Source organism: Pseudomonas sp. BF-B-26 (genome assembly GCF_019956495.1).
GTDB lineage: Bacteria > Pseudomonadota > Gammaproteobacteria > Pseudomonadales > Pseudomonadaceae > Aquipseudomonas.
In genome coordinates, this window is record NZ_JAHBDP010000135.1 from 24,712 (window position 1) to 46,256 (window position 21,545).

Genomic DNA, 21,545 nt, shown 5'->3' on the forward strand with positions numbered 1-21,545 from the left:
GGCCCACCGGGTGATAGAACCATCAGCGCACTGGTGGTGCGTATTGAATGCCGCCATTGGTCCACAGGGCGTTCAAGCCACGGTCGATTTCCAACGGAGTGCTCTTGCCGAGGTTTTTCTCGAAGACTTCACCGTAGTTGCCAACCTGACCGACGATCTTGACGACCCAGTCCTTCGGCAGCTTCAGGTCTTTGCCGTATTCGCCATCAGCACCCAGCAAACGGGCAACGTCCGGGTTTTTGGTGGACTTGGCTTGTTCAGCCACGTTTTTGGAAGTCACGCCCGCCTCTTCGGCGTTGAGCATGGCGTAGCCAACCCAACGAACGATGGCCAGCCACTCGTCGTCGCCGTTACGCACGACTGGACCCAGAGGTTCTTTGGAAATGGTTTCCGGCAGAACCACGTAGTCTTTCGGCGAAGCCAGCTTGCTGCGCTGTGCGTACAGCTGGGATTTATCGGAGGTCAACACGTCGCAACGACCGGATTCCAGCGACTTGGCGCTTTCATCGGAGGTGTCGAAAGTGATCGGGGTGTACTTCAGATTGTTGGCACGGAAGTAGTCGGACACGTTCAGCTCGGTGGTGGTACCGGCTTGAATGCAGATGGTTGCACCGTCCAGTTCCTTGGCACTTTTCACGCCCAGCTTGCTGTTGGCCAGGAAGCCCACGCCGTCGTAGTAAGTGATGAAGCCAGGAAACTTCAGCCCCATGCCCGCGTCACGGGAACTGGTCATGGTGGAGTTGCGCGACAGCATGTCGATTTCGCCGGATTGCAGAGCGGTGAAACGCTCCTTGGCATTCAACTGGCTGAATTTGACTTTGTTTGCATCGCCGAACACTGCAGCAGCCACGGCGCGGCAGTAGTCAGCATCGATACCAACGATCTTGCCAGTCGAATCCGGTACCGAGAAGCCCGGCAGACCGTCACTTACACCGCACTGTACGAAACCTTTCTTCTGCACTGCATCCAGGGTTGCACCCGCCTGAGCGAACCCACTGACACCGAGTACTGCGGCTGCAGTCACGATAGCCAGGGTGGATTTCAACATCTTCATTCAAACCTCCAGTTTTGCTCTTGTTGTGTCGGAGCTGAGTCCAGTCGCACCCTTATGAGGCGTTGTTGACCCGTGTTGGCTTTTTTTGGGGTCAACCGACGTAAGACCTGCGCTATGAGTCTAGTAGGAGAAAATCCACATCATGGACAACTCACTTCTCACCAATCGGCCGAACGGGCTGTAGCCCTTTCACGTTCGCGAAGCCCGTAGCGGCCACTGGCGAACATCCATCACCGGATTCTTTGCTATCCCACCGCCAGCAGTACACTGATAGTGTTACCGCAAGGCGCGAGATGGGTTGCACCGTTTCCCCATAGCAAAGCCCGTACCAGACCGCTCGCTGAAGCGATTGCGCGACAGGTCAATAGCAAAACTTGTAGCCTTGCGACATCTTCTTAACTGATCAACCAGGCGCGCACTCAGATCTCGCACCCAATGAGAGCGCCTGCACAATATTGGAGCAACCATGACCGAGCCCTTGATTCTTCAACCCGTCAAGCCCGCAGACGCCTGCGTTATCTGGCTGCACGGCCTGGGCGCTGACCGCTACGACTTCCTGCCGGTGGCCGAAGCGCTGCAGGAAACCCTGCTGACCACCCGCTTCGTTCTCCCTCAGGCACCGACCTGCGCCGTGACCATCAACGGTGGTTACGAGATGCCGAGCTGGTACGACATATTGGCCATGAGCCCCGCGCGCGCGATCAACCGCGACCAGCTGGAAGAGTCGGCACAAAGGATCATTAATCTGATCGAAGTGGAGCGAGCCATCGGAATAGACGCCTCGCGGATATTTCTAGCCGGTTTTTCCCAAGGCGGCGCGGTGGCATTACACGCCGCATTTCTGAAATGGCAGGGGCCATTGGGTGGCGTACTTGCCCTCTCGACCTACGCACCGACCTTCAGCGATGAACTGGTGCTTTCCGCCAGCCAGCAGCGTATTCCCGTGCTGTCTTTACACGGCCAGTACGATGACGTCGTTCAAAACTCCATGGGCCGCACCGCCTACGAGTATTTAAAGCAGCATGGTGTCACCGTGACATGGCAGGAATACCCAATGGGCCACGAAGTGTTACCCGAGGAGATACACGACATTGGTGTCTGGCTCGCCGAGCGCCTGCGTTAACTGTTTATGTGAAAAGCAGCCCATTGATCCATCCCACTACGCCGCGCCTGATTCTTGCATTACACTGGCCGGCGTATATTCCTTAACCAATTGATGAGATGACCGTGCTCAAAGCACTCAAGAAAATGTTCGGTAAAAGCGAGACTGAGCAGCTCGCGCCAGTCTCCAGCGCTCCGTCTCACCATCCCAGCCACCGCACCGACGGTAATCAGTCTGGCCGGACCGCAACCGTAGCGGTACCGAAGCACGAGCCGATCACCACGCCGGCCGTCCAACCCGTTGAGGCTCAGGCCTCTGAAGAACCGGGCAGCGAAGCTGCGAAACCTGCCCGACCGCGTCGCGAACCGAAGCCAAAAGCACCGGTTATTCCCTGGAAACTCGAAGACTTCGCCGTCGAACCCCAGGAAGGCAAAACCCGTTTCCACGATTTCAAACTCGCCCCCGAACTGATGCACGCCATCCAGGACCTGGGCTTCCCGTATTGCACGCCGATCCAGGCACAAGTCCTCGGCTTCACCCTGGCCGGCAAAGATGCCATCGGTCGCGCCCAGACCGGCACCGGCAAAACCGCAGCGTTCCTGATTTCGATCATCACCCAGTTGCTGGAAACCCCGCCGCCGAAAGAGCGTTACATGGGTGAGCCGCGGGCGCTGATCATTGCACCGACCCGTGAACTGGTGGTGCAGATCGCCAAGGACGCAGCCGACCTGACCAAATACACCGGCCTCAACGTCATGACGTTCGTTGGCGGCATGGACTTCGACAAGCAGCTCAAGCACCTCGAGGCCCGTCACTGCGACATCCTCGTGGCCACACCGGGCCGCTTGCTGGACTTCAACCAGCGCGGCGACGTGCACCTGGACATGGTCGAAGTCATGGTCCTGGACGAAGCCGACCGGATGCTCGACATGGGTTTCATCCCACAAGTGCGTCAGATCATTCGCCAGACTCCGCCGAAGAACGAGCGTCAAACGCTGCTGTTCTCCGCGACCTTCACCGAAGACGTGATGAACCTGGCCAAGCAATGGACCACCGAGCCGTCGATCGTCGAGATCGAGTCGCAGAACGTGGCCAGCGAAAACGTCGAGCAGCACATCTACGCCGTCGCCGGTGCCGACAAATACAAACTGCTCTACAACCTGGTCAACGACAACGGTTGGGAGCGGGTGATGGTGTTCGCCAACCGCAAGGATGAAGTGCGGCGCATCGAAGAACGCCTGGTGCGTGACGGCGTCAACGCCGCGCAACTGTCCGGCGACGTGCCGCAGCACAAGCGCATCAAGACTCTGGAAGGTTTCCGCGAAGGCAAGATCCGCGTCCTGGTCGCCACCGATGTGGCCGGTCGCGGCATTCACATCGACGGTATCAGCCACGTGATCAACTTCACCCTGCCGGAAGTCCCGGACGACTACGTGCATCGCATCGGTCGTACCGGTCGTGCCGGCGCCGATGGTGTGTCCATCAGTTTTGCCGGTGAAGACGATTCCTACCAGCTACCGTCCATCGAGGCGCTGCTGGGTCGCAAGATCAGCTGCGAAACACCACCGACGCATCTGCTGCGGGCGGTTGAGCGCAAGCGCCCGTAACGCGGGTCGCATTAAAAGAGGCGCAGCCGGAAACGGACTGCGCTTTTTTTTCGTCCGGTTTTCAACAGGAGCTTGCTCGAGATAACTAAAAGTCCATAATGGACAAATTAGTTTACTTCCAGCTCCCGGAGCCGACCATGTCCAGTACGCCTTACGTGATCACCCAACCTCAGGCCCGCGAGCTGCTGGCGCAGGTCGACGTGCCGCAGATCCTGCGCAAACTGTTCCGCGATCTGGCCGCCGGGCAAGCTGTGCAACCGGCGCAGCAACTGGTGGAGTTTCCGCAGGGCGCTGGCGACTTCATCAACTACCTGGGTGTGCTGGCCGAAGACGGCGTTTACGGGGTCAAGACCTCGCCGTACATCGTGCGTGAACAAGGCCCGCTGGTGACCGCCTGGACGCTGCTGATGTCGATGCAGACCGGCCAGCCGCTGTTGCTCTGCGATGCCGGTGAACTGACCACGGCACGCACCGCCGCCACCACCGCCGTGGCGGTCGACGCCCTCGCCCCGCTGAAGGCGCAGCGCCTGGCGATCATCGGCAGCGGCAAGGTCGCCCAGGCGCACTTGCACTACGTCAAAGGCCTGCGCGACTGGCAGAGCATCAGCCTTTACTCGCCGAGCCTGAGCGACAAGAATCCCGAGGCGTTGGCGCAGCTCAAAAGCCTCGATCCACGCCTGACCATCGTCGACAGTCGTGAAGCAGCGGTTCAAGACGCCGACGTGATCATGCTCTGCACCTCGTCCGCAGGCCCGGTGATCGACCCGTCAAGCTTGAGCAAACCGGCGCTGATCACCTCCATCAGCACCAACGCACCACGTGCCCACGAAGTGCCGCCGCAGAGCCTCAATGACATGCAAGTGTTCTGCGACTATCGTCTGACCACCCCGGGCTCGGCCGGCGAGATGCTGATTGCCGGTGAACAACATGGCTGGGACAAAAACGCGATCATCGGCGACTTGCCCGATCTGCTCAGCGAAAAAGTCCAGCGCCCTGGCTACGACCGTCATGTGTTCTTCCGCTCCATTGGCCTGGGCCTGGAAGACATTGCACTGGCCAACGCCATCTATCGCCTACAGCACTAACCCCCGATCCTGTAGGAGCAAGGCTTGCCCGCGATGCAGACGCCGCGGTCATTCAGGTACACCGCGGTGATGCAATCGCGAGCAAGCCTTGCTCCTACAATATTTCCCCACAGGAGACGTTCATGAGCCAGGCAGATTTCATCATCATCGGCGGCGGGATTGCCGGTGCTTCCACCGGTTTCTGGTTGTCGCAGCACGCCCGAGTGATTGTGCTCGAACGCGAATCCCATCCGGCTTACCACTCCACCGGACGGTCAGCTGCACTGTTCACCGCCGCCTATGGCACACCGCAGGTTCGGGCGCTGACCCAGGCCAGCCGTGATTTCTTCGACGCCCCTCCAGTCGGTTTCTGCGAACACCCGCTGCTGACCCCGCGTGGCGAGATGACCGTGGACTTCACCGGTGACCCGGCCGAACTGAACAATCAATACCTGAGCGCCAAAGCCACGGTGCCGGAGATGCAACTGCTCAGCGCCGAAGAGGCCTGCGTGCGCCTGCCGATCCTGCGCCGGGAAAAAGTCCATGGTGCGATTTACGACCCGACCGCCAGCGACATCGACACCGATGCCTTGCACCAGGGCTACCTGCGCGGTATCCGACGCAACAAAGGTGAAGTTCATACCGATAGCGAAGTCAGGAGCCTGACCCGCGACGCCGAAGGTGTGTGGCACGTGCAAACCAACGGTCAGACCTTCAGCGCCCCGATCATCATCAACGCGGCAGGCGCCTGGGCCGACAAAATCGGTGAGCTGGCCGGTGCCAAACCACTGGGTCTGCAACCCAAGCGCCGTGCGGCGTTCATCTTCGCCGGCCCCGAGGGCGTGGACATCCACCATTGGCCAATGCTGGTCAGCCTCGACGAATCCTTCTACATGAAGCCTGACGCCGGAATGTTCCTCGGCTCGCCCGCCAACGCCGACCCGGTGGAGCCGCACGACGTGCAGCCCGAAGAGTTGGACATTGCGATGGGCATTTACCAGATCGAAGAAGCCACCACCCTGACCATCCGCCGTCCGACCCGCACCTGGGCCGGCTTGCGCAGTTTCGTGAGCGACGGTGATTTGCTGTCCGGTTTCGATCCACAGGTGCCGGGGTTATTCTGGGTAGCGGCACAAGGTGGTTATGGCATCCAGACCTCGCCGGCCATGGGCCAGGCTAGCGCTGCACTGGTACGCGGTGAAGCCTTGCCCGAGCAACTGACTCGCTTCGGGCTGAACACCCAGATGCTCTCCCCTGCTCGACTGGGCTGACGTTCGGACGCAGGTGACGTGCTGACACGATTGCGGCAAACTTCCAGCGCCCTTTTTTGACGGGGCGCTGATGCTGTCTGGAGCTCCACTTTATGAACGCCAAAGAACAAGAACCCGCCGGTGATGACTCTGCATTGAAGAGCTCGCCGCTGGACAACTTCCGCGCGATCGCCGATGCCATCGCCACATTGTTCTTTCCCCACGCCGAGGTGGTGCTGCACGACCTGCGCACCCAGAAGGTCGATTACATCGCCAACAACCTGTCCAAACGGGAAATCGGTGATGACTCGTCGCTGGAGGACATGCTCAGCGAAGAGATCAGCGAACGAAACATCGGGCCGTACGAAAAACTCAATTGGGACGGCCAGAAGATTCGCAGCCTGAGCACCGTGCTGCGCGACAGCGAAGGTCGTCCGCTGGCGGTGCTGTGCATCAATCTGAATATTTCGCTGTTCGAAAATGCCAAAGCCGCGCTGGATCTGTTCCTGTCACCGAGCAAGTTGATTCCGCAACCGGACTCGCTGTTTCGCGATGACTGGCAGGAGCGGATCAACACGTTCCTGCACGCCTGGCTGCGCGAGCGTCAGCTGAGCCTGAACCTGCTGACCCGTGACCATAAGCGCGAACTGGTGCTGGCACTGCACGCCGAAGGCGCCTTCAAAGGTAAAAGCGCCTCCAACTATGTGGCGAACGTGCTGAACATGGGGCGGGCAACGGTGTACAAACATTTGAAAGAACTGAAGGGCTGAAAGACCGACATCCCTCCGTACGGCTTGCCCGCGATGGCGCTTTCACGATCGACACCCATCTGTAGGAGCATGGCTTGCCCGCGATGGCGTCCTTGAGATCGCCATCGCCGGCAAGCCGTGCTCCTACGGGATAATCGGTTACTCCAGCACTGAAGCCGGCCCGAAGAACTCGTAACGGCTTTGCTTCTCTGGCACACCCAGCGCTTTCAGGTGGCGCTTGACCGCCGCCATGAAGCCTTTAGGACCCAAGAAGTACGCGTCCAGATCGCGCTGCTGCGGCAACCACTCACCCAATTGCTCCTGGCTCAACAACCCAACCTTGTCCGCCGCCGGGCTCACGCCATCATCTTCGTCGTAGCAATAAAAGCGTTTGAGTTGCGGGTGACGCTCGGCCAAGCCATCAATCCAGTCACGGAACGCGTGAACGCTACCGTTGCGTGCGCAGTGGATAAAGTGCACCGGCCGCTCGGTCGCCAGCGCTGCTTCCAGCATTGCCAGGGTCGGAGTGATGCCAACGCCGCCGCTGATCAGCACCAACGGTTTGTCGCTGTCGGTCAACGTGAATTCGCCCGCTGGCGGGAACAGCTGGATGCTGGAGCCTACCTGCAAATGATCGTGCAGGTGGTTGGAGGCGCGGCCACCGGTTTCACGTTTGACGCTGATCCGGTACTGACCCTTGTTGGTCAAGGCCGACAGCGAGTAGTTACGACGAATCTCTTCGCCATCGAGGATCAGTTTCATGCCGATGTACTGGCCTGGCTCTGCCGCCAGAATCGGGCCTTTGTCGGCTGGCTCAAAGTAGAACGAGGTGATTTCCTCGCTTTCGTCGACCTTGGCCGCCACGATGAATTCCCGCGCCCCGCGCCAGCCGCCCGGTGCTTGTTCTTTCTGGTCGTAGATGCTGGTTTCGGCGCCGATCAGGATGTCGGCCAATTGACCGTAAGCAGCCCCCCAGGCAGCCATCACTTCAGGTGTGGCGATCTCTTCACCCAGCACTTCAGAGATGGCTCGCAGCAGGCAGGAGCCGACAATCGGGTAATGTTCCGGAAGGATTTGCAGGGCCACGTGTTTGTTGATGATCTTGGCCACCAGGTCGCCCAACTGATCGAGCTGGTCGATGTGCCGCGCATACATCAAGACACCGTTCGCCAGGGCACGCGGCTGATCACCGCTGGCCTGGTGGGCCTGGTTGAACAGCGGACGAACTTCCGGGTACTCGGACAGCATCATGCGGTAGAAGTGAGTGATCAATGCTTCGCCACCGCTTTCCAGCAAGGGCACAGTGGATTTGACGATTGCACGGTCTTGAACGCTAAGCATAAGGCGACTCCTGATCTACTTGGATTGCTAACTGATTGCCTTATACCTATCAGTTTCCATGCCAGAAAATAAAACCATATAAATCAATTAGTTAAATTCTTTATAGTCATTTCGACACACACTGACTTATAGTCATACCGACTACATGGAGTCACTATGACTGCAAAAGCCTTGCTCACCACCCTGCTGCCACTGGTCGCCGACCTGTCCCGCGAACTCCCCGAAGGCGAGCGTTATCGGCGCTTGCTCGAAGCCATGCGCGCCTTGCTCCCGTGCGATGCAGCCGCCCTGCTGCGCCTTGATGGCGAATGGTTGGTGCCACTGGCCGTCGACGGGTTGAGCACCGACACCCTCGGTCGACGCTTCAAAATCAGCGAACACCCGCGTTTCGAAGCGCTGCTCAGCAGCCACGGCCCGACCCGTTTTGCCGCCGACAGCGACCTGCCCGACCCTTATGACGGCTTGGTCGATGGCCTCGGTGAGCATCTGGAAGTCCACGACTGCATGGGTTGCCCGCTGTTTATCGACGAGCGCCCGTGGGGTTTGCTGACCCTCGACGCACTCGATCCGGAGCGCTTCGAACCGATCGAACTGGACGCCCTGGAAGCCTTCGCCAGCCTCGCCGCCGCCACCGTCAACGCCGCCGAGCGCATCGAACGCCTGGCCAATCGTGTCGAAGACGAACATCAACGGGCCGAGGTTTACCGACAAGCCAGCGGCCAGCAGAACCGCGACATGATTGGCCAGAGCAAGGCGCACAAACGGCTGGTAGAAGAAATCAATCTGGTGGGCGGCAGCGATCTGACCGTGCTGATCACCGGCGAAACCGGGGTCGGCAAGGAACTGGTCGCCCAAGCCATCCACGCCGCATCGCCCCGGGCCGATAAGCCGATCATCAGCCTCAACTGCGCCGCGCTGCCGGACACGCTGGTGGAAAGCGAACTATTCGGCCACGTCCGCGGCGCCTTCACCGGCGCGATGAACGATCGGCGCGGCAAGTTTGAACTGGCCAATGGCGGCACGCTGTTTCTCGATGAAGTCGGTGAGCTGTCCCTGACCGTCCAGGCCAAATTGCTGCGCGTCCTGCAAAGCGGTCAGCTGCAGCGATTGGGCTCGGATAAAGAGCATCTGGTCGACGTACGACTGATCGCTGCGACCAACCGCGACCTGGCCGAGGAAGTGCGCAGCGGCCGCTACCGTGCCGACTTCTATCACCGCCTGAGCGTTTATCCGTTGCTGGTACCGGCACTGCGTGATCGCGGGCGGGATGTGCTGCTGCTCAGCGGCTACTTCCTGGAGCAAAACCGCTCTCGCATGGGCCTCAACAGCCTGCGTCTGACCAGCGATGCGCAGGCGGCATTGCTGGCGTATACATGGCCGGGCAATGTGCGGGAGCTGGAGCACTTGATTGGCCGCAGTGCCTTGAAGGCGCTGGGTAACTGCAAGGAGCGGCCGAAGATTCTGAGTTTGAGCGCGGCGGATCTGGATTTGCCCAATGGCAGCGTTGAGCTTGCAACCGAGCCAGTCCCTGCCAGCCCTGCGGCTTTGGTCTTGGGAGACTTGCGGGCGGCGACCGAGGATTATCAGCGTCGACTGATTAACGCCTGTCTGGAACGGCACCATAACAATTGGGCGAGTGCAGCGCGTGAGCTAGGCTTGGATCGGGCGAATCTTGGAAGAATGGCGAAGCGGTTGGGGATAAAGGATTAAATGTGGCGGTTTCTGAATACACCCCTCACCCCAGCCCTCTGGGGAGAGGGTTGGGGTGAGGGGTGGATCCGACCACCAACCCATAACTACCCTAAAGCCCACCCCGTTCAGGTCGATAACCCGGCATCGATAGCTGCTGGCGATCCTCGCGATTGCCCATCACCTTTTTCCACAGAAGGTTTTTATGTCTTCAAACAAAGCCCGCGCAGACTCACTTTCGCTTCTGCTGTTTACCTTGCGCAGTGGCAAGCTGATGGCGATCAACCTGCTGAAAGTCAGTGAAATCATTCCCTGCCCGCCGCTGACCAAGCTGCCGGAGTCGCACCCCCACGTCAAAGGCATCGCCACCCTGCGCGGTGCCTCGTTGTCGGTGATCGACCTCAGCCGTGCCATCGGTGAACGGCCGCTGGAAGACCCGAACGGTGGCTGCCTGATCGTCACCGATGTCAGCCGCTCCAAGCAGGGTTTGCACGTTCAGGCCGTGAGCAAGATCGTCCACTGCCTGACCACCGACATCCGTCCGCCGCCGTTTGGCTCTGGCGGCGTGCGCTCATACATCACTGGCGTGACCTCGGTCGACGGTACGTTGGTACAGGTGCTGGACATCGAAAAAGTGATCCATGGCATCGCCCCGGCGCAGATTGAAACGGCCCCGACCGAACTGAGCATGGAAGACGCCGAAGTACTCGGCAACGCTCGGATCCTGGTGGTCGATGACAGCCAGGTGGCGTTGCAGCAATCGGTCCACACCCTGCGCAACCTCGGCCTGCAATGCCACACCGCCCGCAGTGCCAAGGAAGCCATCGACTGCCTGCTGGACCTGCAAGGTACGGCCCAGCAGATCAACCTGATCGTCTCGGACATCGAAATGTCGGAGATGGACGGCTACGCCTTTACCCGAACCCTGCGCGAAACCCCGGACTTCTCGCACCTCTATGTGCTGCTGCACACCTCTTTGGACAGCGCGATGAACAGCGAAAAGGCCCGTCTTGCCGGCGCGAACGCAGTGCTGACCAAGTTCTCCTCGCCAGAGCTGACCAAGTGCCTGATCGAAGCGGCCAAGGCTGTCGCTGAACAAGGTCATTGAGGCTTGAGCAAAGACTTCTGCTTTCTGATGCGGCGCAACCTTGCTGAAGGTGTGCCTGCGATCGCTTGGCCTCAGGGAATCGTCCTCAGCGAATACCGCCCCGATCTGGCTGAAGCCGTTCATCGTTTGATGGAATCGGGCTATCAGGAAGGTGGCGGTCGCGTGCCGGCCCTGGACGTTTGGCAACAGCGTTTTGAAACCGATCCTGAATATGATCCGAGCCTGTGCTTCATCGCTCTGGATGCCGAAGGTATTGTGGGTGTTTGCCAGTGCTGGACCAGCGCATATATCAAGAACCTGGTGGTGCATCCACGGGCTCAGGGCCGGGGTTTGGGTCGTGCATTGTTACTGCATGCTTTCAAAGTGTTTCAGCAACGGCGCGAAGGTTTTGTGGATTTGAAGGTATTGGAAGACAACCTTAGAGCGCAGCGTTTGTATGAAAACGCCGGAATGCGTGTAATCCGCCGGGAACCGGTTCCGGCCTGACACACCGCCTTCGCGAGCAGGCTCGCTCCCACAATGGATCTTTGTCGTACACAAAATCTGTGTCCTATGCAGAGCCAATGTGGGAGCGAGCCTGCTCGCGAAGGGGCCGACACATTCAACCTGAACCCATCAGGCATACTCCAACCTTGGCCAAAACACCCCCAAGGATGCCCGACCCCATGAAAGCAGCAAGCCTGACCCTCCTCTGCCTCACCGCTCTTGCCTCCCAGGTTCACGCTTCCAGCCCGGACGCCTGGGCCGCCTACGACAAAGCCGTGCTCGCCAGTTGCACCAAGGCCAGCGGCTTGAAAAATGCCAAACCTGTGGGCAACGCCGCGCAGTTCGATGACCGGGTTGGCTACACCGCACTGCTGTTGCAAGGCCAATACCCGCAAAAACACATGAAAGGCCAGCAAGGCACCGAACTGTGTCTCTACAACAAAAAAAGCAAAACCGCTTACGTCACCGAATGGGACTCCATCCGCCCAACCGCCAAGGCGCAGTGACTGGCGCATAACTTGCTTCGATAGCGGCCTTTGCGGCGGCATTCTGTCGCCGTTTCATGTCCTTTAATGCGACTGGCCGTTCAATGAATACGACGTTTTCCTGCGTAGGCTGTGGCAAATGCTGCAACGACCACCACGTACCCCTGACCCTGCCCGAAGCCCGGATGTGGGCGGCCGATGGCGGTCAGGTGATCGTGCTGGTGGAAGGTTTCCTGGGCAATGGCCTGGGTCTGCCAGTGCAGCAACGCGAACACGCCGAACGCCGTTCGGTGAAGGTTCGAAGCGGCGTATCCGAGGCGCACATAGCCATCACCTTTGCCGCCTACAACGTTGGCCCTTGCCGGAATCTTGACGAAGATAACCTCTGCCGCATTTATGAACGCCGGCCGCTGGTGTGCCGCATCTACCCGATGGAAATCAATCCGCATATTCCCCTGAACCCTGCGGTGAAAGAATGTCCGCCCGAGTCGTGGGAAAAGGGGCCGGATCTGATTGTGGGGGGTGAATTGGTCGATCAGGAACTGGCCGGATTGATCCAGCGCTCCCGTCAGGCGGATCGCGATGACATTCAGTCCAAGGAGGCGATTTGCGCGCTGTTGGGGATTCGGACTACAGCGTTGAAAGGTGATGGGTTTACCGCTTATCTGCCGGATATGACGGCGTTTGCGAGGGTCATCGATCAGGTTGCGGTGCAGCCAGTGCCCGGGTCAGGCGCTGACTGGTTGTTTCATGTGTCGGGTGAGGACATTGCCGGGCAAGTGCAGGCGGCGGGTGCGCAAGTGGCGACGGATACGCCCGTGAACTATGCGTTTATTTCGTTGCGGGCGGCCTGAGGCGCCAGCCTTCAGAATCACTGCGCACTCCGTTGCGCAGTGATTCGTCGCCAAGAGGGTTAGCTGGCCGTCACTGCCAGACATTCCACTTCTACCCGCGCGTTCTCGACCAACTTGCCGGCGAACGTCGTACGTGCGGGCAAACGATCCGCCGCAAAGAAACTGCGATACACAGCATTCATGGCGGAAAAATCCCTTATGTCGGCAAGGATGACCGTGCATTTGGCCACTTGAGCCAGGGACGAACCGCTACGTTGCAGCGCGGTACGCAAGTTCTCCATGACCTGGGTCGTCTGCGGACCGATGCCGCCCTTCACCAGTTCACCATCAGCCCCCAGGCCGAGTACTCCGGAAAGGTAAATGGTCTCGCCGACCTGCACCGCATCGGAGAATGCCAGACCTTCCTCATTCGGAAAGTAGCGTGGTGAGTCTGGTGCTGCGGGTGGCAAATAACGCTGGGTAATCGCTTGGTACTGGCCATTTTGCTTAAGACGCTCAAGCGCCGCATTCAGGTTATCGCGCAGCGGGGTGTCGGTTTTTCGCACGGCCATGGCCACGCCACTGCCCAGCATGGGGTCCTTGAGCGCTGGACCGACAAAATCGAAACCTTGCCCCTGAGGCTGACTTAAAAGCGCCTGGTTGATTTCAATCGAGTCTTGCAGGGTCGCGTCGAGCTCACCCGCCAGCAGGCTGGCGACCAATTGGTCGTTGAAATTGAAACTGCGCACCGTCACCCCGGCGGCCGCCCAGCGAGCCTTGGCGAAAGCCTCGCGACTTGTGCCTGCAAGGACGCCGACACGCTTGCCCTTGAGTGATTGCGCATCCGGCTGCAGATTCGAGCCCACGCGAGCCACCAGACGGTTACTCAAGGGATACAGGTCTTCGGTGAAGTCAACCCGCTCGCGACGCGCAGGGGTGGCGGTCATCGGCATGATCACGTCGAAACGGTTGGCTTCAAGGGCATGAATGTTGGTCGCGTAATCCTGATCAACCCAGACACAGCGGGATTTGAGTTCGGCACACAGCGCGTTGCCCAACTCGACGTTCAATCCCACCAGCTCCCCCTTGTCGTTACGACTCTCGAACGGTGGAACCAGCGCTTCGACACCGAAACGGATCTGTGGATCGGGCGCAGACGACATGCAGCCAGTGGTCAGGGCCACCAGCGACAGTAGAGAGAGGGTTTTAACCAGAGACATTTTGGCGGCCTTCATCGAAAATTCACGGGCATGAATCTTCGACGAGTGGCCACCGACTTACCCAGAGGGCAAATCGCTCATCTTTGTAGGAACTATCTCAATGACAGAAAGAACAATTACCGCTCAACAAAACGCCTGACAGTCAGCGTTTACCCATGGAGCGACGAGTACCAGGAGGCGCTGCGCCCGGGGTCTTGGTATGGCCGTTCTTGGCGCCATTCTTGTACCAGGGCTGGCTGGCGTTCTTTGCGGCAGCCAGGTCGCCCGGTTTGAACGGGAACTTGAACGCCGGGATCTCGGCTTTGGTTTCGCTGTCTGCGCTGGAGTCGACGCTGTCTGGCAGGTCTGCCTGGTCGTCGCTCAAAGCGTCGGCAACCGGCGGTTGTGTCGGGGAAGTCATGAAAGCTCCGGGTGATGCATAGAGTCGGGCCCGGTCAGCGAGCCGCGAAAGGCGGCAGTATACCTGTCTCGGGAGTCGCAAGCTTCAAGCAGCAAGCGAGTCCGTCGGGTTTGTGCTGACTGACACACCGGCCGGCGCACATCTGGGGGAGTCAGCTGTCAGGCATACCAAGCCCAAACTGACAGCGCCGTCAGTTAGCAGTCACCTCGCTGACCGGCGAACAGGTTTATAAAGGAAGATACAAACCTGAAAAAAACCGACCCACAGCCCCGGCGCCCCACTCGCATGCGAATTCAGAAAAAACCCGCCTTGCTCGCAGCCCTTCTGATCGTTCTGGCAGCGCTGGGCCTGTGGTACGCCATCAAGCCCGCTACCACCAAACTGACCGCGCCCACGGCGATCCCCGTTCGGGTAGTGAGCGTCACCGAAAAAGACGTCCCCCGCTACGTCAGCGGCATCGGCTCGGTGCTGTCCCTGCATAGCGTTGTGGTGCGCCCGCAAATTGACGGCATCCTCACCAAATTATTGGTCAAGGAAGGCCAACTGGTGAACAAAGGCGACCTGCTCGCCACCATCGACGACCGCGCGATCCGCGCCAGCCTCGATCAAGCCCGGGCGCAACTCGGCGAAAGCCAGGCGCAGCTGCAAGTCGCACTGGTCAACCTCAAACGCTACAAACTACTGAGCGTGGATGACGGCGTATCCAAACAGACCTATGACCAGCAACAGGCGTTAGTCAACCAACTCAAAGCCACCGCCCAAGGTAACCAGGCCTCGATCGACGCCGCGCAAGTGCAGCTTTCCTACACACAGATTCGCTCCCCGGTGACCGGTCGCGTCGGTATTCGCACAGTGGATGAAGGCAACTTCCTGCGCATGACCGACGCTCAAGGCCTGTTCACGGTGACCCAGATCGACCCGATCGCCGTGGAGTTCTCCCTGCCACAGCAAATGCTGCCGACCCTGCAGGGACTGATCAACGATCCACAGCACACGCCGGTCAAGGCTTATATCGGCGCCGACACCGACGGGGAAACCGGCAACCTGCTCGGCGAAGGTCATTTGACCCTGATCGACAACCAGATCAACGCCAACACCGGGACCATCCGCGCCAAGGCCGAATTCGCCAACCCCGCACAGAAACTCTGGCCGGGCCTGCTGGTAACGGTAAAGATTCAGACAGCACTGGATAAAAATGCGCTGGTGGTGCCGCCCACCGTCGTACAACGTGGCCTCGATCAACATTTCGTCTACCGGGTCAATGGCGACAAGGTCGAAGCCGTTCAGGTGCAGATGGTTTATCAAGGCAGCGGCCAGGACCTCATCAAAGGCGTGAAACCGGGCGATGTGCTGGTCAGCGACGGCCAGTCGCGGCTCAAGCCCGGCTCGACCGTGCAGGTAGTGACCGACCCACCGCAAGTGGTGCAATCGGAGCCGAAACCATGAAGGGCCATGGCTCGGTTTCCGCGTGGTGCATCGATCATCCGGTGGCGACGGTCCTGCTGACCTTTGCCTTGGTGCTGCTCGGTGTCATCGCCTTTCCGCAACTGTCGATTGCGCCACTGCCGGAAGCAGAATTCCCGACCATTCAGGTGGCCGCGCAACTGCCTGGCGCCAACCCCGAAACCATGGCCTCGTCGGTGGCCACGCCGCTTGAAGTGCAATTCAGCGCCATCCCCGGCGTGACCCAAATGACCTCGAGTAGCGCCCTGGGCTCGACCATCCTGACCCTGCAATTCACCCTCGACAAAAGCATCGACACCGCCGCCCAGGAAGTCCAGGCCGCGATCAACACCGCCGCCGGCAAACTACCCAAAGACATGCCGAACCTGCCGAACTGGAGGAAGGTCAATCCGGCCGATAGCCCGGTGCTGATCCTCAGCATCAACTCGCCGCAAATGCCCGGCACCGAGGTCAGTGACCTGGTGGAAACCCTGCTCGCCCGTCAGATCAGCCAGATCGACGGCGTAGGCAATATCAACATCACCGGTCAGCAACGTCCGGCGATCCGCGTGCAGGCGTCGGCGGACAAACTCGCCGCCATTGGCCTGACCCTGGCAGACATTCGCCTCGCGATCCAGCGGACCAGCCTCAACCTGGCCAAGGGTGCGTTGTACGGCGAGTCGAGCATTTCGACCTTGTCCACCAACGACCAATTGTTCCACCCCCAGGAATACGGTCAGCTGATTGTTTCCTACAAGGACGGCGCACCGGTTCATCTCAAGGATGTAGCCAAAGTCGTCAACGGTTCGGAAGACGCCTACATCCAGGCCTGGGCTGACGGTCAGCCGGGGGTGAACCTGGTGATTTTCCGGCAACCGGGAGCCAACATCGTCGAGACCGTGGACCGTATTCAAGCGGCCCTGCCGACGCTAGAGGCCATGCTGCCGGCATCGGTGCAGGTCAAAGTGTTGATCGACCGCACCCAGACCATCCGTGCTTCGTTGCATGAAGTGGAGGTCACCCTGCTGATCGCAATCCTGCTGGTGGTGGCGGTGATGGCGCTGTTCCTGCGGCAGTTATCGGCGACCCTGATCGTGGCGTCGGTGCTCGGTGTGTCGCTGATCGCCAGTTTCGCCCTGATGTACATCATGGGTTTCAGCCTGAACAACCTGACGCTGGTGGCGATCGTGGTGTCCGTCGGGTTTGTGGTGGACGATGCGATTGTGGTGGTGGAAAACATTCACCGTCACTTGGAAGCCGGCGACGGCATGCGCGAGGCGGCGATCAAAGGTGCCGGCGAGATTGGTTTCACCGTGGTCTCCATCAGCTTTTCGCTGGTGGCGGCGTTCATTCCGCTGCTCTTCATGGGCGGCGTGGTCGGGCGGCTGTTCAAGGAATTCGCCCTGACTGCCACTTCGACGATCATGATTTCGGTGGTGGTCTCGTTGACGCTGGCGCCAACGCTCGCCGCGCTGTTCATGCGCGCGCCGGTGCATAACGCCCACAGCAAACCTACGTTTGGCGAACGCTTGCTGGCAGGCTATGAAAAACTTCTACGCCGCGCCCTCGCCCACCAGAAGCTGATGATCGGCGTGTTCGGCCTGTCTCTGGGCCTGGCGATAGCCGGTTACATTTTTATCCCCAAGGGCTTCTTCCCGGTGCAGGACACCGGTTTCGTCCTCGGCACCACCGAAGCGGCCGCCGATATTTCCTACGGCGACATGGTGAAAAAACACCTGGCGATGGCCGAAATCGTCGCGGCGGATCCGGCAGTCGCGGCGTTTTCCCACTCGGTTGGCGTCTCTGGCAGTAACCAGACCATCGCCAACGGTCGCTTCTGGATCTCTCTGAAAAAACGCGGCGACCGCGACGTCTCCGCCAGTCAGTTCATTGACCGGATACGTCCGCAACTGATGAAAGTCCCGGGCATCGTGCTGTACCTGCGCGCCGGGCAAGACATCAACCTCAGCTCCGGTCCGAGTCGCGCGCAGTACCAATACGTGCTCAAGAGTAACGACGGGCCACTCCTGAGCACCTGGACCCAGCGCCTGACGGAAAAACTGCGCGCCAACCCGGCGTTCCGTGACATTTCCAACGACCTGCAACTGGGCGGCAGCATCACCCACATCAGCATTGACCGTAGCGCCGCCGCACGTTTCGGCCTGACCGCCAGCGATGTCGACGAAGCGTTGTACGACGCCTTCGGCCAGCGGCAGATCAATGAGTTCCAGACCCAGACCAACCAGTACAACGTGATTCTGGAACTGGACACCAAGCAGCGCGGCAAGGCCGAAAGCCTCAACTATTTCTACCTGCGCTCGCCGCTCAGCGGGGAAATGGTGCCGCTGTCGGCCCTGGCCAAATTCGACGCGCCAACGGTCGGCCCGCTGTCCATCGCCCATGACGGCATGTTCCCGGCGGCCAACCTGTCGTTCAATCTGGCGCCCGGTGTGGCGCTGGGCGATGCGGTGATCATGCTCAATCAGGCCAAGACCGACATCGGCATGCCGGTGGCCATCAGCGGTAATTTCCAGGGCGCGGCCCAGGCGTTCCAGAGTTCGCTGGCCAGTCAACCATGGCTGATCCTGGCGGCGCTGGTGGCGGTGTACATCATTCTCGGCGTGCTTTACGAGAGCTTCGTCCATCCGCTGACCATCATCTCGACGCTGCCGTCGGCGGGGCTCGGCGCGGTGATCATGTTGTGGATTTGCGGGCAGGACTTTTCGATCATGGCGCTGATCGGGCTGGTGTTGCTGATCGGGATCGTGAAGAAGAACGGCATCCTGATGATCGACTTCGCCCTCGAAGCGCAACGCAAGGGCGGGCTGTCGCCGGAAGAAGCGATCTACCAGGCCTGTATCACACGATTCCGGCCGATCATCATGACCACCCTCGCCGCCCTGCTCGGCGCGCTGCCATTGATGCTCGGTTATGGCACCGGCGCCGAACTGCGCCAGCCCTTGGGGATCGCGGTCGTCGGCGGCTTGCTGGTGAGCCAGGCGCTGACGTTGTTCACCACGCCGGTCATATACTTGTGGCTTGAGCGGCTATTCCATCGGCCTAAGCCAACGCCACATCCGGCTCTGGCGACCACAGACTGAGGCGGGGTCATGCGCGTTCTGATTATCGAAGACGAAGAAAAAACCGCGGATTATCTGCACCGCGGCCTGACGGAACAGGGTTACACCGTGGACCTGGCGCGCGACGGCGTTGACGGCCTGCACCTGGCGCTGGAAAGCGACTATGCGGTGATCGTCCTCGACGTCATGCTGCCGGGCCTCGACGGCTTCGGCGTACTGCGCGCGTTGCGTGCGCGCAAGCAAACCCCGGTGATCATGTTGACCGCCCGCGAGCGTGTGGAAGATCGCATCAAAGGCCTGCGCGACGGTGCCGACGATTACCTTGGCAAACCATTTTCCTTTCTGGAACTGGTGGCGCGCCTTCAGGCGCTGACCCGCCGCAGCGGTGGTCATGAACCGGTGCAGGTGAGCATCGCCGACCTGTGGATAGATTTGATCAGCCGCAAAGCCACCCGTGCCGGCACGCGTCTGGACCTGACCGCCAAGGAGTTCTCGCTATTGAGCGTGCTGGCCCGCCGTCAGGGTGAAATCCTGTCGAAAACCGCCATTGCCGAAATGGTCTGGGACATCAATTTCGACAGCGACGCCAACGTTGTCGAAGTCGCGATCAAACGCCTGCGCGCCAAACTCGACGGGCCGTTCGAAGAGAAACTGCTGCACACAATTCGTGGCATGGGTTATGTGCTGGAGAGCCGTGGTGTCCAGTAACTCAATCGCGCTACGCCTGAGCGGGATGTTCACGCTGGTGGCACTTTTGGTGTTTCTGTTGATCGGCTGGGCGCTGTATCAACAGGTCGATAAAGGCCTGGGTTTGTTGCCCGAGGCTGAACTGGACGCGCGCTACAGCGTGCTTGAATCCACGGTCGGGCGTTATGGCACGCCCGAGCATTGGGTGAAGATCAACAACAAGCTCAAGCTGCTCGGCGAAGAAGACAAACGCATCAGCTTCTGGATCATCAGCGGTGATCCGCACTACGAATACGGCAACCTGACGCCGCAGATTCGCGCCTTTGCCGAAGGCCCGCTGGGCATGCGCGACTTGAATCTTGCGGATCAGCCTTATCCGCTGAAAGTGCTGGTCAGTCAGTTCCCGGCCAAGGATCAACGCCCGCCGTTGCGCTTCATGATCGGCATCGACACCGAGACGTTTTTGCAAACTCAGCACCATTTGCTGGTTGCCCTGATCAGCCTGGCGATCATCGGCGTGTTGCTGGCGTCGGCCCTCGGTTATTGGGTGGCGCGGATCGGCCTCAAGCCGCTGATCAAGTTGTCCCAGGAAGCCCAGCGGCTGGCACCGCCGTTGTTGTCCGGTCGCCTGCAATTGTCGCCGCTACCGCCGGAACTGAATCAGTTCGTCAATTCGTTCAACTCGACACTGGAGCGGGTCGAACAGGCTTACTCGCGCCTTGAGTCGTTCAACGCGGACGTGGCCCACGAACTGCGCTCGCCCCTGACCAACCTGATCGGCCAGACCCAGGTTGCGCTGACTCGCGGGCGATCCGCCGAACACTATTTTGAAGTGCTGCAATCGAACCTTGAAGAGCTTGAGCGACTGCGCTCGATCATCAACGACATGCTGTTCCTCGCCAGTGCAGACCAAGGCAGCAAAGCCACCAAACTGACCTCCACCTCGCTGGCCGATGAAGTGGCCACGACCCTGGAGTATCTGGATTTCATCCTTGAAGACGCGCAGGTTCAGGTGCAGGTCAGTGGCGATGCCCAAGTGCGGATCGAGATCGCTCATCTGCGCCGGGCGTTGATCAACCTGCTGAGCAACGCGGTGCAGCACACCGAGCCTGGGCAAGTGATTGAGGTGCGGATCGAGGTTGAGGAGCATCAGGTCAGCATCGGGGTTGCGAACCCTGGATCGCCGATTGCCAGCGAGCATTTGTCGCGGCTGTTTGAGCGTTTTTATCGGGTCGATGCATCGCGCAGCAACAGTGGCAACAACCATGGCTTGGGGTTGGCGATCGTCAAGGCGATTGCACTGATGCACGGCGGGGACGTGTTTGTGCGCAGTGATCACGGCATGAATACCTTCGGCATCCACCTCCCCGTCTGATCCAACCCGGCCCTCAGAAGCCACCTCACCAGAGGACATGTTCAATTCGGCCACCTACTGTTGCTTTAAGCGCAACAGTCCTTTCATGAATCCGCTCTTTTTCCCCTCTCCAATCCCCCTTATCTTGGCCCCACCAAACAGCACTTGCCAAGCAAGAAGGTTTTAAAGATGTCCAACACTATGGGTATTGCCAGCGCTTTCGTTTTGTCCTCTTTGTTTCTGTCTCCGTTCGCCATCGCTGAAGAGTCGCAGACGTTCGTCGCGCAAAACTCCGCCCGCGCTGCTGCATTCGAACAGTATCAGAGCGAAATGACAGCCAAGGCCCAGGAAGCTGCGCAAACCCCTCAAGCGTCGAGCACTCAGACCCTGCCAGTGGTTGAGAAAGACAGCTGATTGCCCCGTATCACTCTGTTTCCCTCGACACTTTTCATCGGCTCTTCCCTTTGAAAAGTTGTCTTCAAAGCCGCTGCTATCAGCGGCTTTTTTTCGTTGTGGTTTTAAACAGCTTTAGTTCGTCTTCCCTAACAAGAAACATCCTGAGTCTCAAAACAATGAGGCTCTAAGTTGACCCA

19 protein-coding genes are annotated in these 21,545 nt (G+C 59.6%); 15 read left to right on the forward strand and 4 right to left on the reverse strand.

Going from position 1 to position 21,545, the window contains the following annotated elements; all coding sequences use genetic code 11:
• Positions 1–22: 22 nt before the first annotated feature.
• Positions 23–1,054, reverse strand: coding sequence for an amino acid ABC transporter substrate-binding protein (locus tag KGB03_RS29050; protein WP_111451341.1), 1,032 nt, complete (start codon positions 1,052–1,054; stop codon positions 23–25).
• Positions 1,055–1,520: 466 nt separating this feature from the next.
• On the opposite strand from KGB03_RS29050, the gene KGB03_RS29055 reads away from it, so the two are divergent.
• The 5 genes from KGB03_RS29055 (at position 1,521) to KGB03_RS29075 (ending at position 6,847) form a co-directional block, all read left to right on the forward strand.
• Positions 1,521–2,177 carry an alpha/beta hydrolase gene (locus tag KGB03_RS29055; RefSeq protein ID WP_192406257.1) on the forward strand — a complete coding sequence of 219 codons (657 nt, stop codon included), beginning with the start codon at positions 1,521–1,523 and terminating at the stop codon, positions 2,175–2,177.
• 98 nt (positions 2,178–2,275) lie between these two features.
• Positions 2,276–3,763, forward strand: a complete 1,488-nt coding sequence (gene rhlB, locus KGB03_RS29060) for an ATP-dependent RNA helicase RhlB (protein WP_111451339.1) — start codon at positions 2,276–2,278, stop codon at positions 3,761–3,763.
• A 137-nt stretch (positions 3,764–3,900) separates the two neighbouring features.
• Positions 3,901–4,848, forward strand: a complete 948-nt coding sequence (locus KGB03_RS29065) for an ornithine cyclodeaminase family protein (protein WP_223530655.1) — start codon at positions 3,901–3,903, stop codon at positions 4,846–4,848.
• Between the two features lie 122 nt (positions 4,849–4,970).
• On the forward strand, positions 4,971–6,098 hold the full coding sequence (locus KGB03_RS29070; RefSeq protein ID WP_223530657.1) for an NAD(P)/FAD-dependent oxidoreductase: 1,128 nt from the start codon (positions 4,971–4,973) through the stop codon (positions 6,096–6,098).
• A gap of 92 nt (positions 6,099–6,190) precedes the next feature.
• Entirely contained in the window at positions 6,191–6,847 is a 657-nt protein-coding gene (locus KGB03_RS29075) for a transcriptional regulator (protein WP_223530659.1), read from the forward strand.
• Positions 6,848–6,985: 138 nt separating this feature from the next.
• Here KGB03_RS29075 and hmpA read toward each other — a convergent pair whose 3' ends face one another.
• Complete coding sequence (hmpA, locus tag KGB03_RS29080) at positions 6,986–8,167, reverse strand: NO-inducible flavohemoprotein (RefSeq protein ID WP_223530661.1); 1,182 nt, start codon at positions 8,165–8,167, stop codon at positions 6,986–6,988.
• Between the two features lie 156 nt (positions 8,168–8,323).
• Here hmpA and norR point away from each other — a divergent pair, with 156 nt between their 5' ends.
• The 5 genes from norR (at position 8,324) to KGB03_RS29105 (ending at position 12,789) form a co-directional block, all read left to right on the forward strand.
• On the forward strand, positions 8,324–9,877 hold the full coding sequence (gene norR / locus KGB03_RS29085) for a nitric oxide reductase transcriptional regulator NorR (protein ID WP_223530663.1): 1,554 nt from the start codon (positions 8,324–8,326) through the stop codon (positions 9,875–9,877).
• Positions 9,878–10,061: 184 nt separating this feature from the next.
• Positions 10,062–10,964: a chemotaxis protein CheV gene (locus KGB03_RS29090; protein WP_008147551.1), complete on the forward strand. Its 903-nt coding sequence runs from the start codon at positions 10,062–10,064 to the stop codon at positions 10,962–10,964.
• Between the two features lie 27 nt (positions 10,965–10,991).
• The gene (locus KGB03_RS29095) at positions 10,992–11,450 is read left to right on the forward strand and encodes a GNAT family N-acetyltransferase (RefSeq protein WP_218538021.1); all 459 of its coding nucleotides are present in this window, start codon (positions 10,992–10,994) and stop codon (positions 11,448–11,450) included.
• A 179-nt stretch (positions 11,451–11,629) separates the two neighbouring features.
• Positions 11,630–11,956 (forward strand): hypothetical protein, encoded by a 327-nt coding sequence (locus KGB03_RS29100; RefSeq protein ID WP_111451331.1) that lies wholly within the window; start codon positions 11,630–11,632, stop codon positions 11,954–11,956.
• 83 nt (positions 11,957–12,039) lie between these two features.
• On the forward strand, positions 12,040–12,789 hold the full coding sequence (locus KGB03_RS29105; RefSeq protein WP_223530665.1) for a YkgJ family cysteine cluster protein: 750 nt from the start codon (positions 12,040–12,042) through the stop codon (positions 12,787–12,789).
• A 59-nt stretch (positions 12,790–12,848) separates the two neighbouring features.
• Here KGB03_RS29105 and KGB03_RS29110 read toward each other — a convergent pair whose 3' ends face one another.
• Positions 12,849–13,988 carry a transporter substrate-binding domain-containing protein gene (locus KGB03_RS29110; RefSeq protein ID WP_218537967.1) on the reverse strand — a complete coding sequence of 380 codons (1,140 nt, stop codon included), beginning with the start codon at positions 13,986–13,988 and terminating at the stop codon, positions 12,849–12,851.
• Between the two features lie 142 nt (positions 13,989–14,130).
• Positions 14,131–14,388 carry a hypothetical protein gene (locus KGB03_RS29115; RefSeq protein WP_008147542.1) on the reverse strand — a complete coding sequence of 86 codons (258 nt, stop codon included), beginning with the start codon at positions 14,386–14,388 and terminating at the stop codon, positions 14,131–14,133.
• Between the two features lie 285 nt (positions 14,389–14,673).
• Here KGB03_RS29115 and KGB03_RS29120 point away from each other — a divergent pair, with 285 nt between their 5' ends.
• The 5 genes from KGB03_RS29120 (at position 14,674) to KGB03_RS29140 (ending at position 21,366) form a co-directional block, all read left to right on the forward strand.
• Entirely contained in the window at positions 14,674–15,834 is a 1,161-nt protein-coding gene (locus tag KGB03_RS29120) for an efflux RND transporter periplasmic adaptor subunit (RefSeq protein WP_111451329.1), read from the forward strand.
• Complete coding sequence (locus KGB03_RS29125) at positions 15,831–18,932, forward strand: multidrug efflux RND transporter permease subunit (protein WP_223530667.1); 3,102 nt, start codon at positions 15,831–15,833, stop codon at positions 18,930–18,932. The genes KGB03_RS29120 and KGB03_RS29125 overlap by 4 nt, the downstream gene beginning before the upstream one ends.
• A gap of 9 nt (positions 18,933–18,941) precedes the next feature.
• Positions 18,942–19,619 (forward strand): heavy metal response regulator transcription factor, encoded by a 678-nt coding sequence (locus tag KGB03_RS29130; protein WP_111451327.1) that lies wholly within the window; start codon positions 18,942–18,944, stop codon positions 19,617–19,619.
• Complete coding sequence (locus tag KGB03_RS29135) at positions 19,609–20,973, forward strand: heavy metal sensor histidine kinase (protein ID WP_111451326.1); 1,365 nt, start codon at positions 19,609–19,611, stop codon at positions 20,971–20,973. The genes KGB03_RS29130 and KGB03_RS29135 overlap by 11 nt, the downstream gene beginning before the upstream one ends.
• A 168-nt stretch (positions 20,974–21,141) precedes the next feature.
• Positions 21,142–21,366 (forward strand): hypothetical protein, encoded by a 225-nt coding sequence (locus KGB03_RS29140; protein WP_218537969.1) that lies wholly within the window; start codon positions 21,142–21,144, stop codon positions 21,364–21,366.
• Positions 21,367–21,545: the final 179 nt, after the last annotated feature.

Excerpts from the sequence above, each read along its gene's own strand:
- KGB03_RS29105 (WP_223530665.1), top strand. The coding sequence starts at position 12,040 with ATGAATACGACGTTTTCCTGCGTAGGCTGTGGCAAATGCTGCAACGAC.
- rhlB (WP_111451339.1), top strand. The coding sequence starts at position 2,276 with ATGACCGTGCTCAAAGCACTCAAGAAAATGTTCGGTAAAAGCGAGACT.
- KGB03_RS29140 (WP_218537969.1), top strand. The coding sequence starts at position 21,142 with ATGTCCAACACTATGGGTATTGCCAGCGCTTTCGTTTTGTCCTCTTTG.
- KGB03_RS29090 (WP_008147551.1), top strand. The coding sequence starts at position 10,062 with ATGTCTTCAAACAAAGCCCGCGCAGACTCACTTTCGCTTCTGCTGTTT.
- hmpA (WP_223530661.1), bottom strand. The coding sequence starts at position 8,167 with ATGCTTAGCGTTCAAGACCGTGCAATCGTCAAATCCACTGTGCCCTTG.
- KGB03_RS29050 (WP_111451341.1), bottom strand. The coding sequence starts at position 1,054 with ATGAAGATGTTGAAATCCACCCTGGCTATCGTGACTGCAGCCGCAGTA.
- KGB03_RS29070 (WP_223530657.1), top strand. The coding sequence starts at position 4,971 with ATGAGCCAGGCAGATTTCATCATCATCGGCGGCGGGATTGCCGGTGCT.
- KGB03_RS29130 (WP_111451327.1), top strand. The coding sequence starts at position 18,942 with ATGCGCGTTCTGATTATCGAAGACGAAGAAAAAACCGCGGATTATCTG.
- KGB03_RS29125 (WP_223530667.1), top strand. The coding sequence starts at position 15,831 with ATGAAGGGCCATGGCTCGGTTTCCGCGTGGTGCATCGATCATCCGGTG.
- KGB03_RS29110 (WP_218537967.1), bottom strand. The coding sequence starts at position 13,988 with ATGTCTCTGGTTAAAACCCTCTCTCTACTGTCGCTGGTGGCCCTGACC.
- KGB03_RS29065 (WP_223530655.1), top strand. The coding sequence starts at position 3,901 with ATGTCCAGTACGCCTTACGTGATCACCCAACCTCAGGCCCGCGAGCTG.
- KGB03_RS29115 (WP_008147542.1), bottom strand. The coding sequence starts at position 14,388 with ATGACTTCCCCGACACAACCGCCGGTTGCCGACGCTTTGAGCGACGAC.
- norR (WP_223530663.1), top strand. The coding sequence starts at position 8,324 with ATGACTGCAAAAGCCTTGCTCACCACCCTGCTGCCACTGGTCGCCGAC.
- KGB03_RS29075 (WP_223530659.1), top strand. The coding sequence starts at position 6,191 with ATGAACGCCAAAGAACAAGAACCCGCCGGTGATGACTCTGCATTGAAG.
- KGB03_RS29100 (WP_111451331.1), top strand. The coding sequence starts at position 11,630 with ATGAAAGCAGCAAGCCTGACCCTCCTCTGCCTCACCGCTCTTGCCTCC.
- KGB03_RS29095 (WP_218538021.1), top strand. The coding sequence starts at position 10,992 with ATGCGGCGCAACCTTGCTGAAGGTGTGCCTGCGATCGCTTGGCCTCAG.
- KGB03_RS29055 (WP_192406257.1), top strand. The coding sequence starts at position 1,521 with ATGACCGAGCCCTTGATTCTTCAACCCGTCAAGCCCGCAGACGCCTGC.
- KGB03_RS29120 (WP_111451329.1), top strand. The coding sequence starts at position 14,674 with ATGCGAATTCAGAAAAAACCCGCCTTGCTCGCAGCCCTTCTGATCGTT.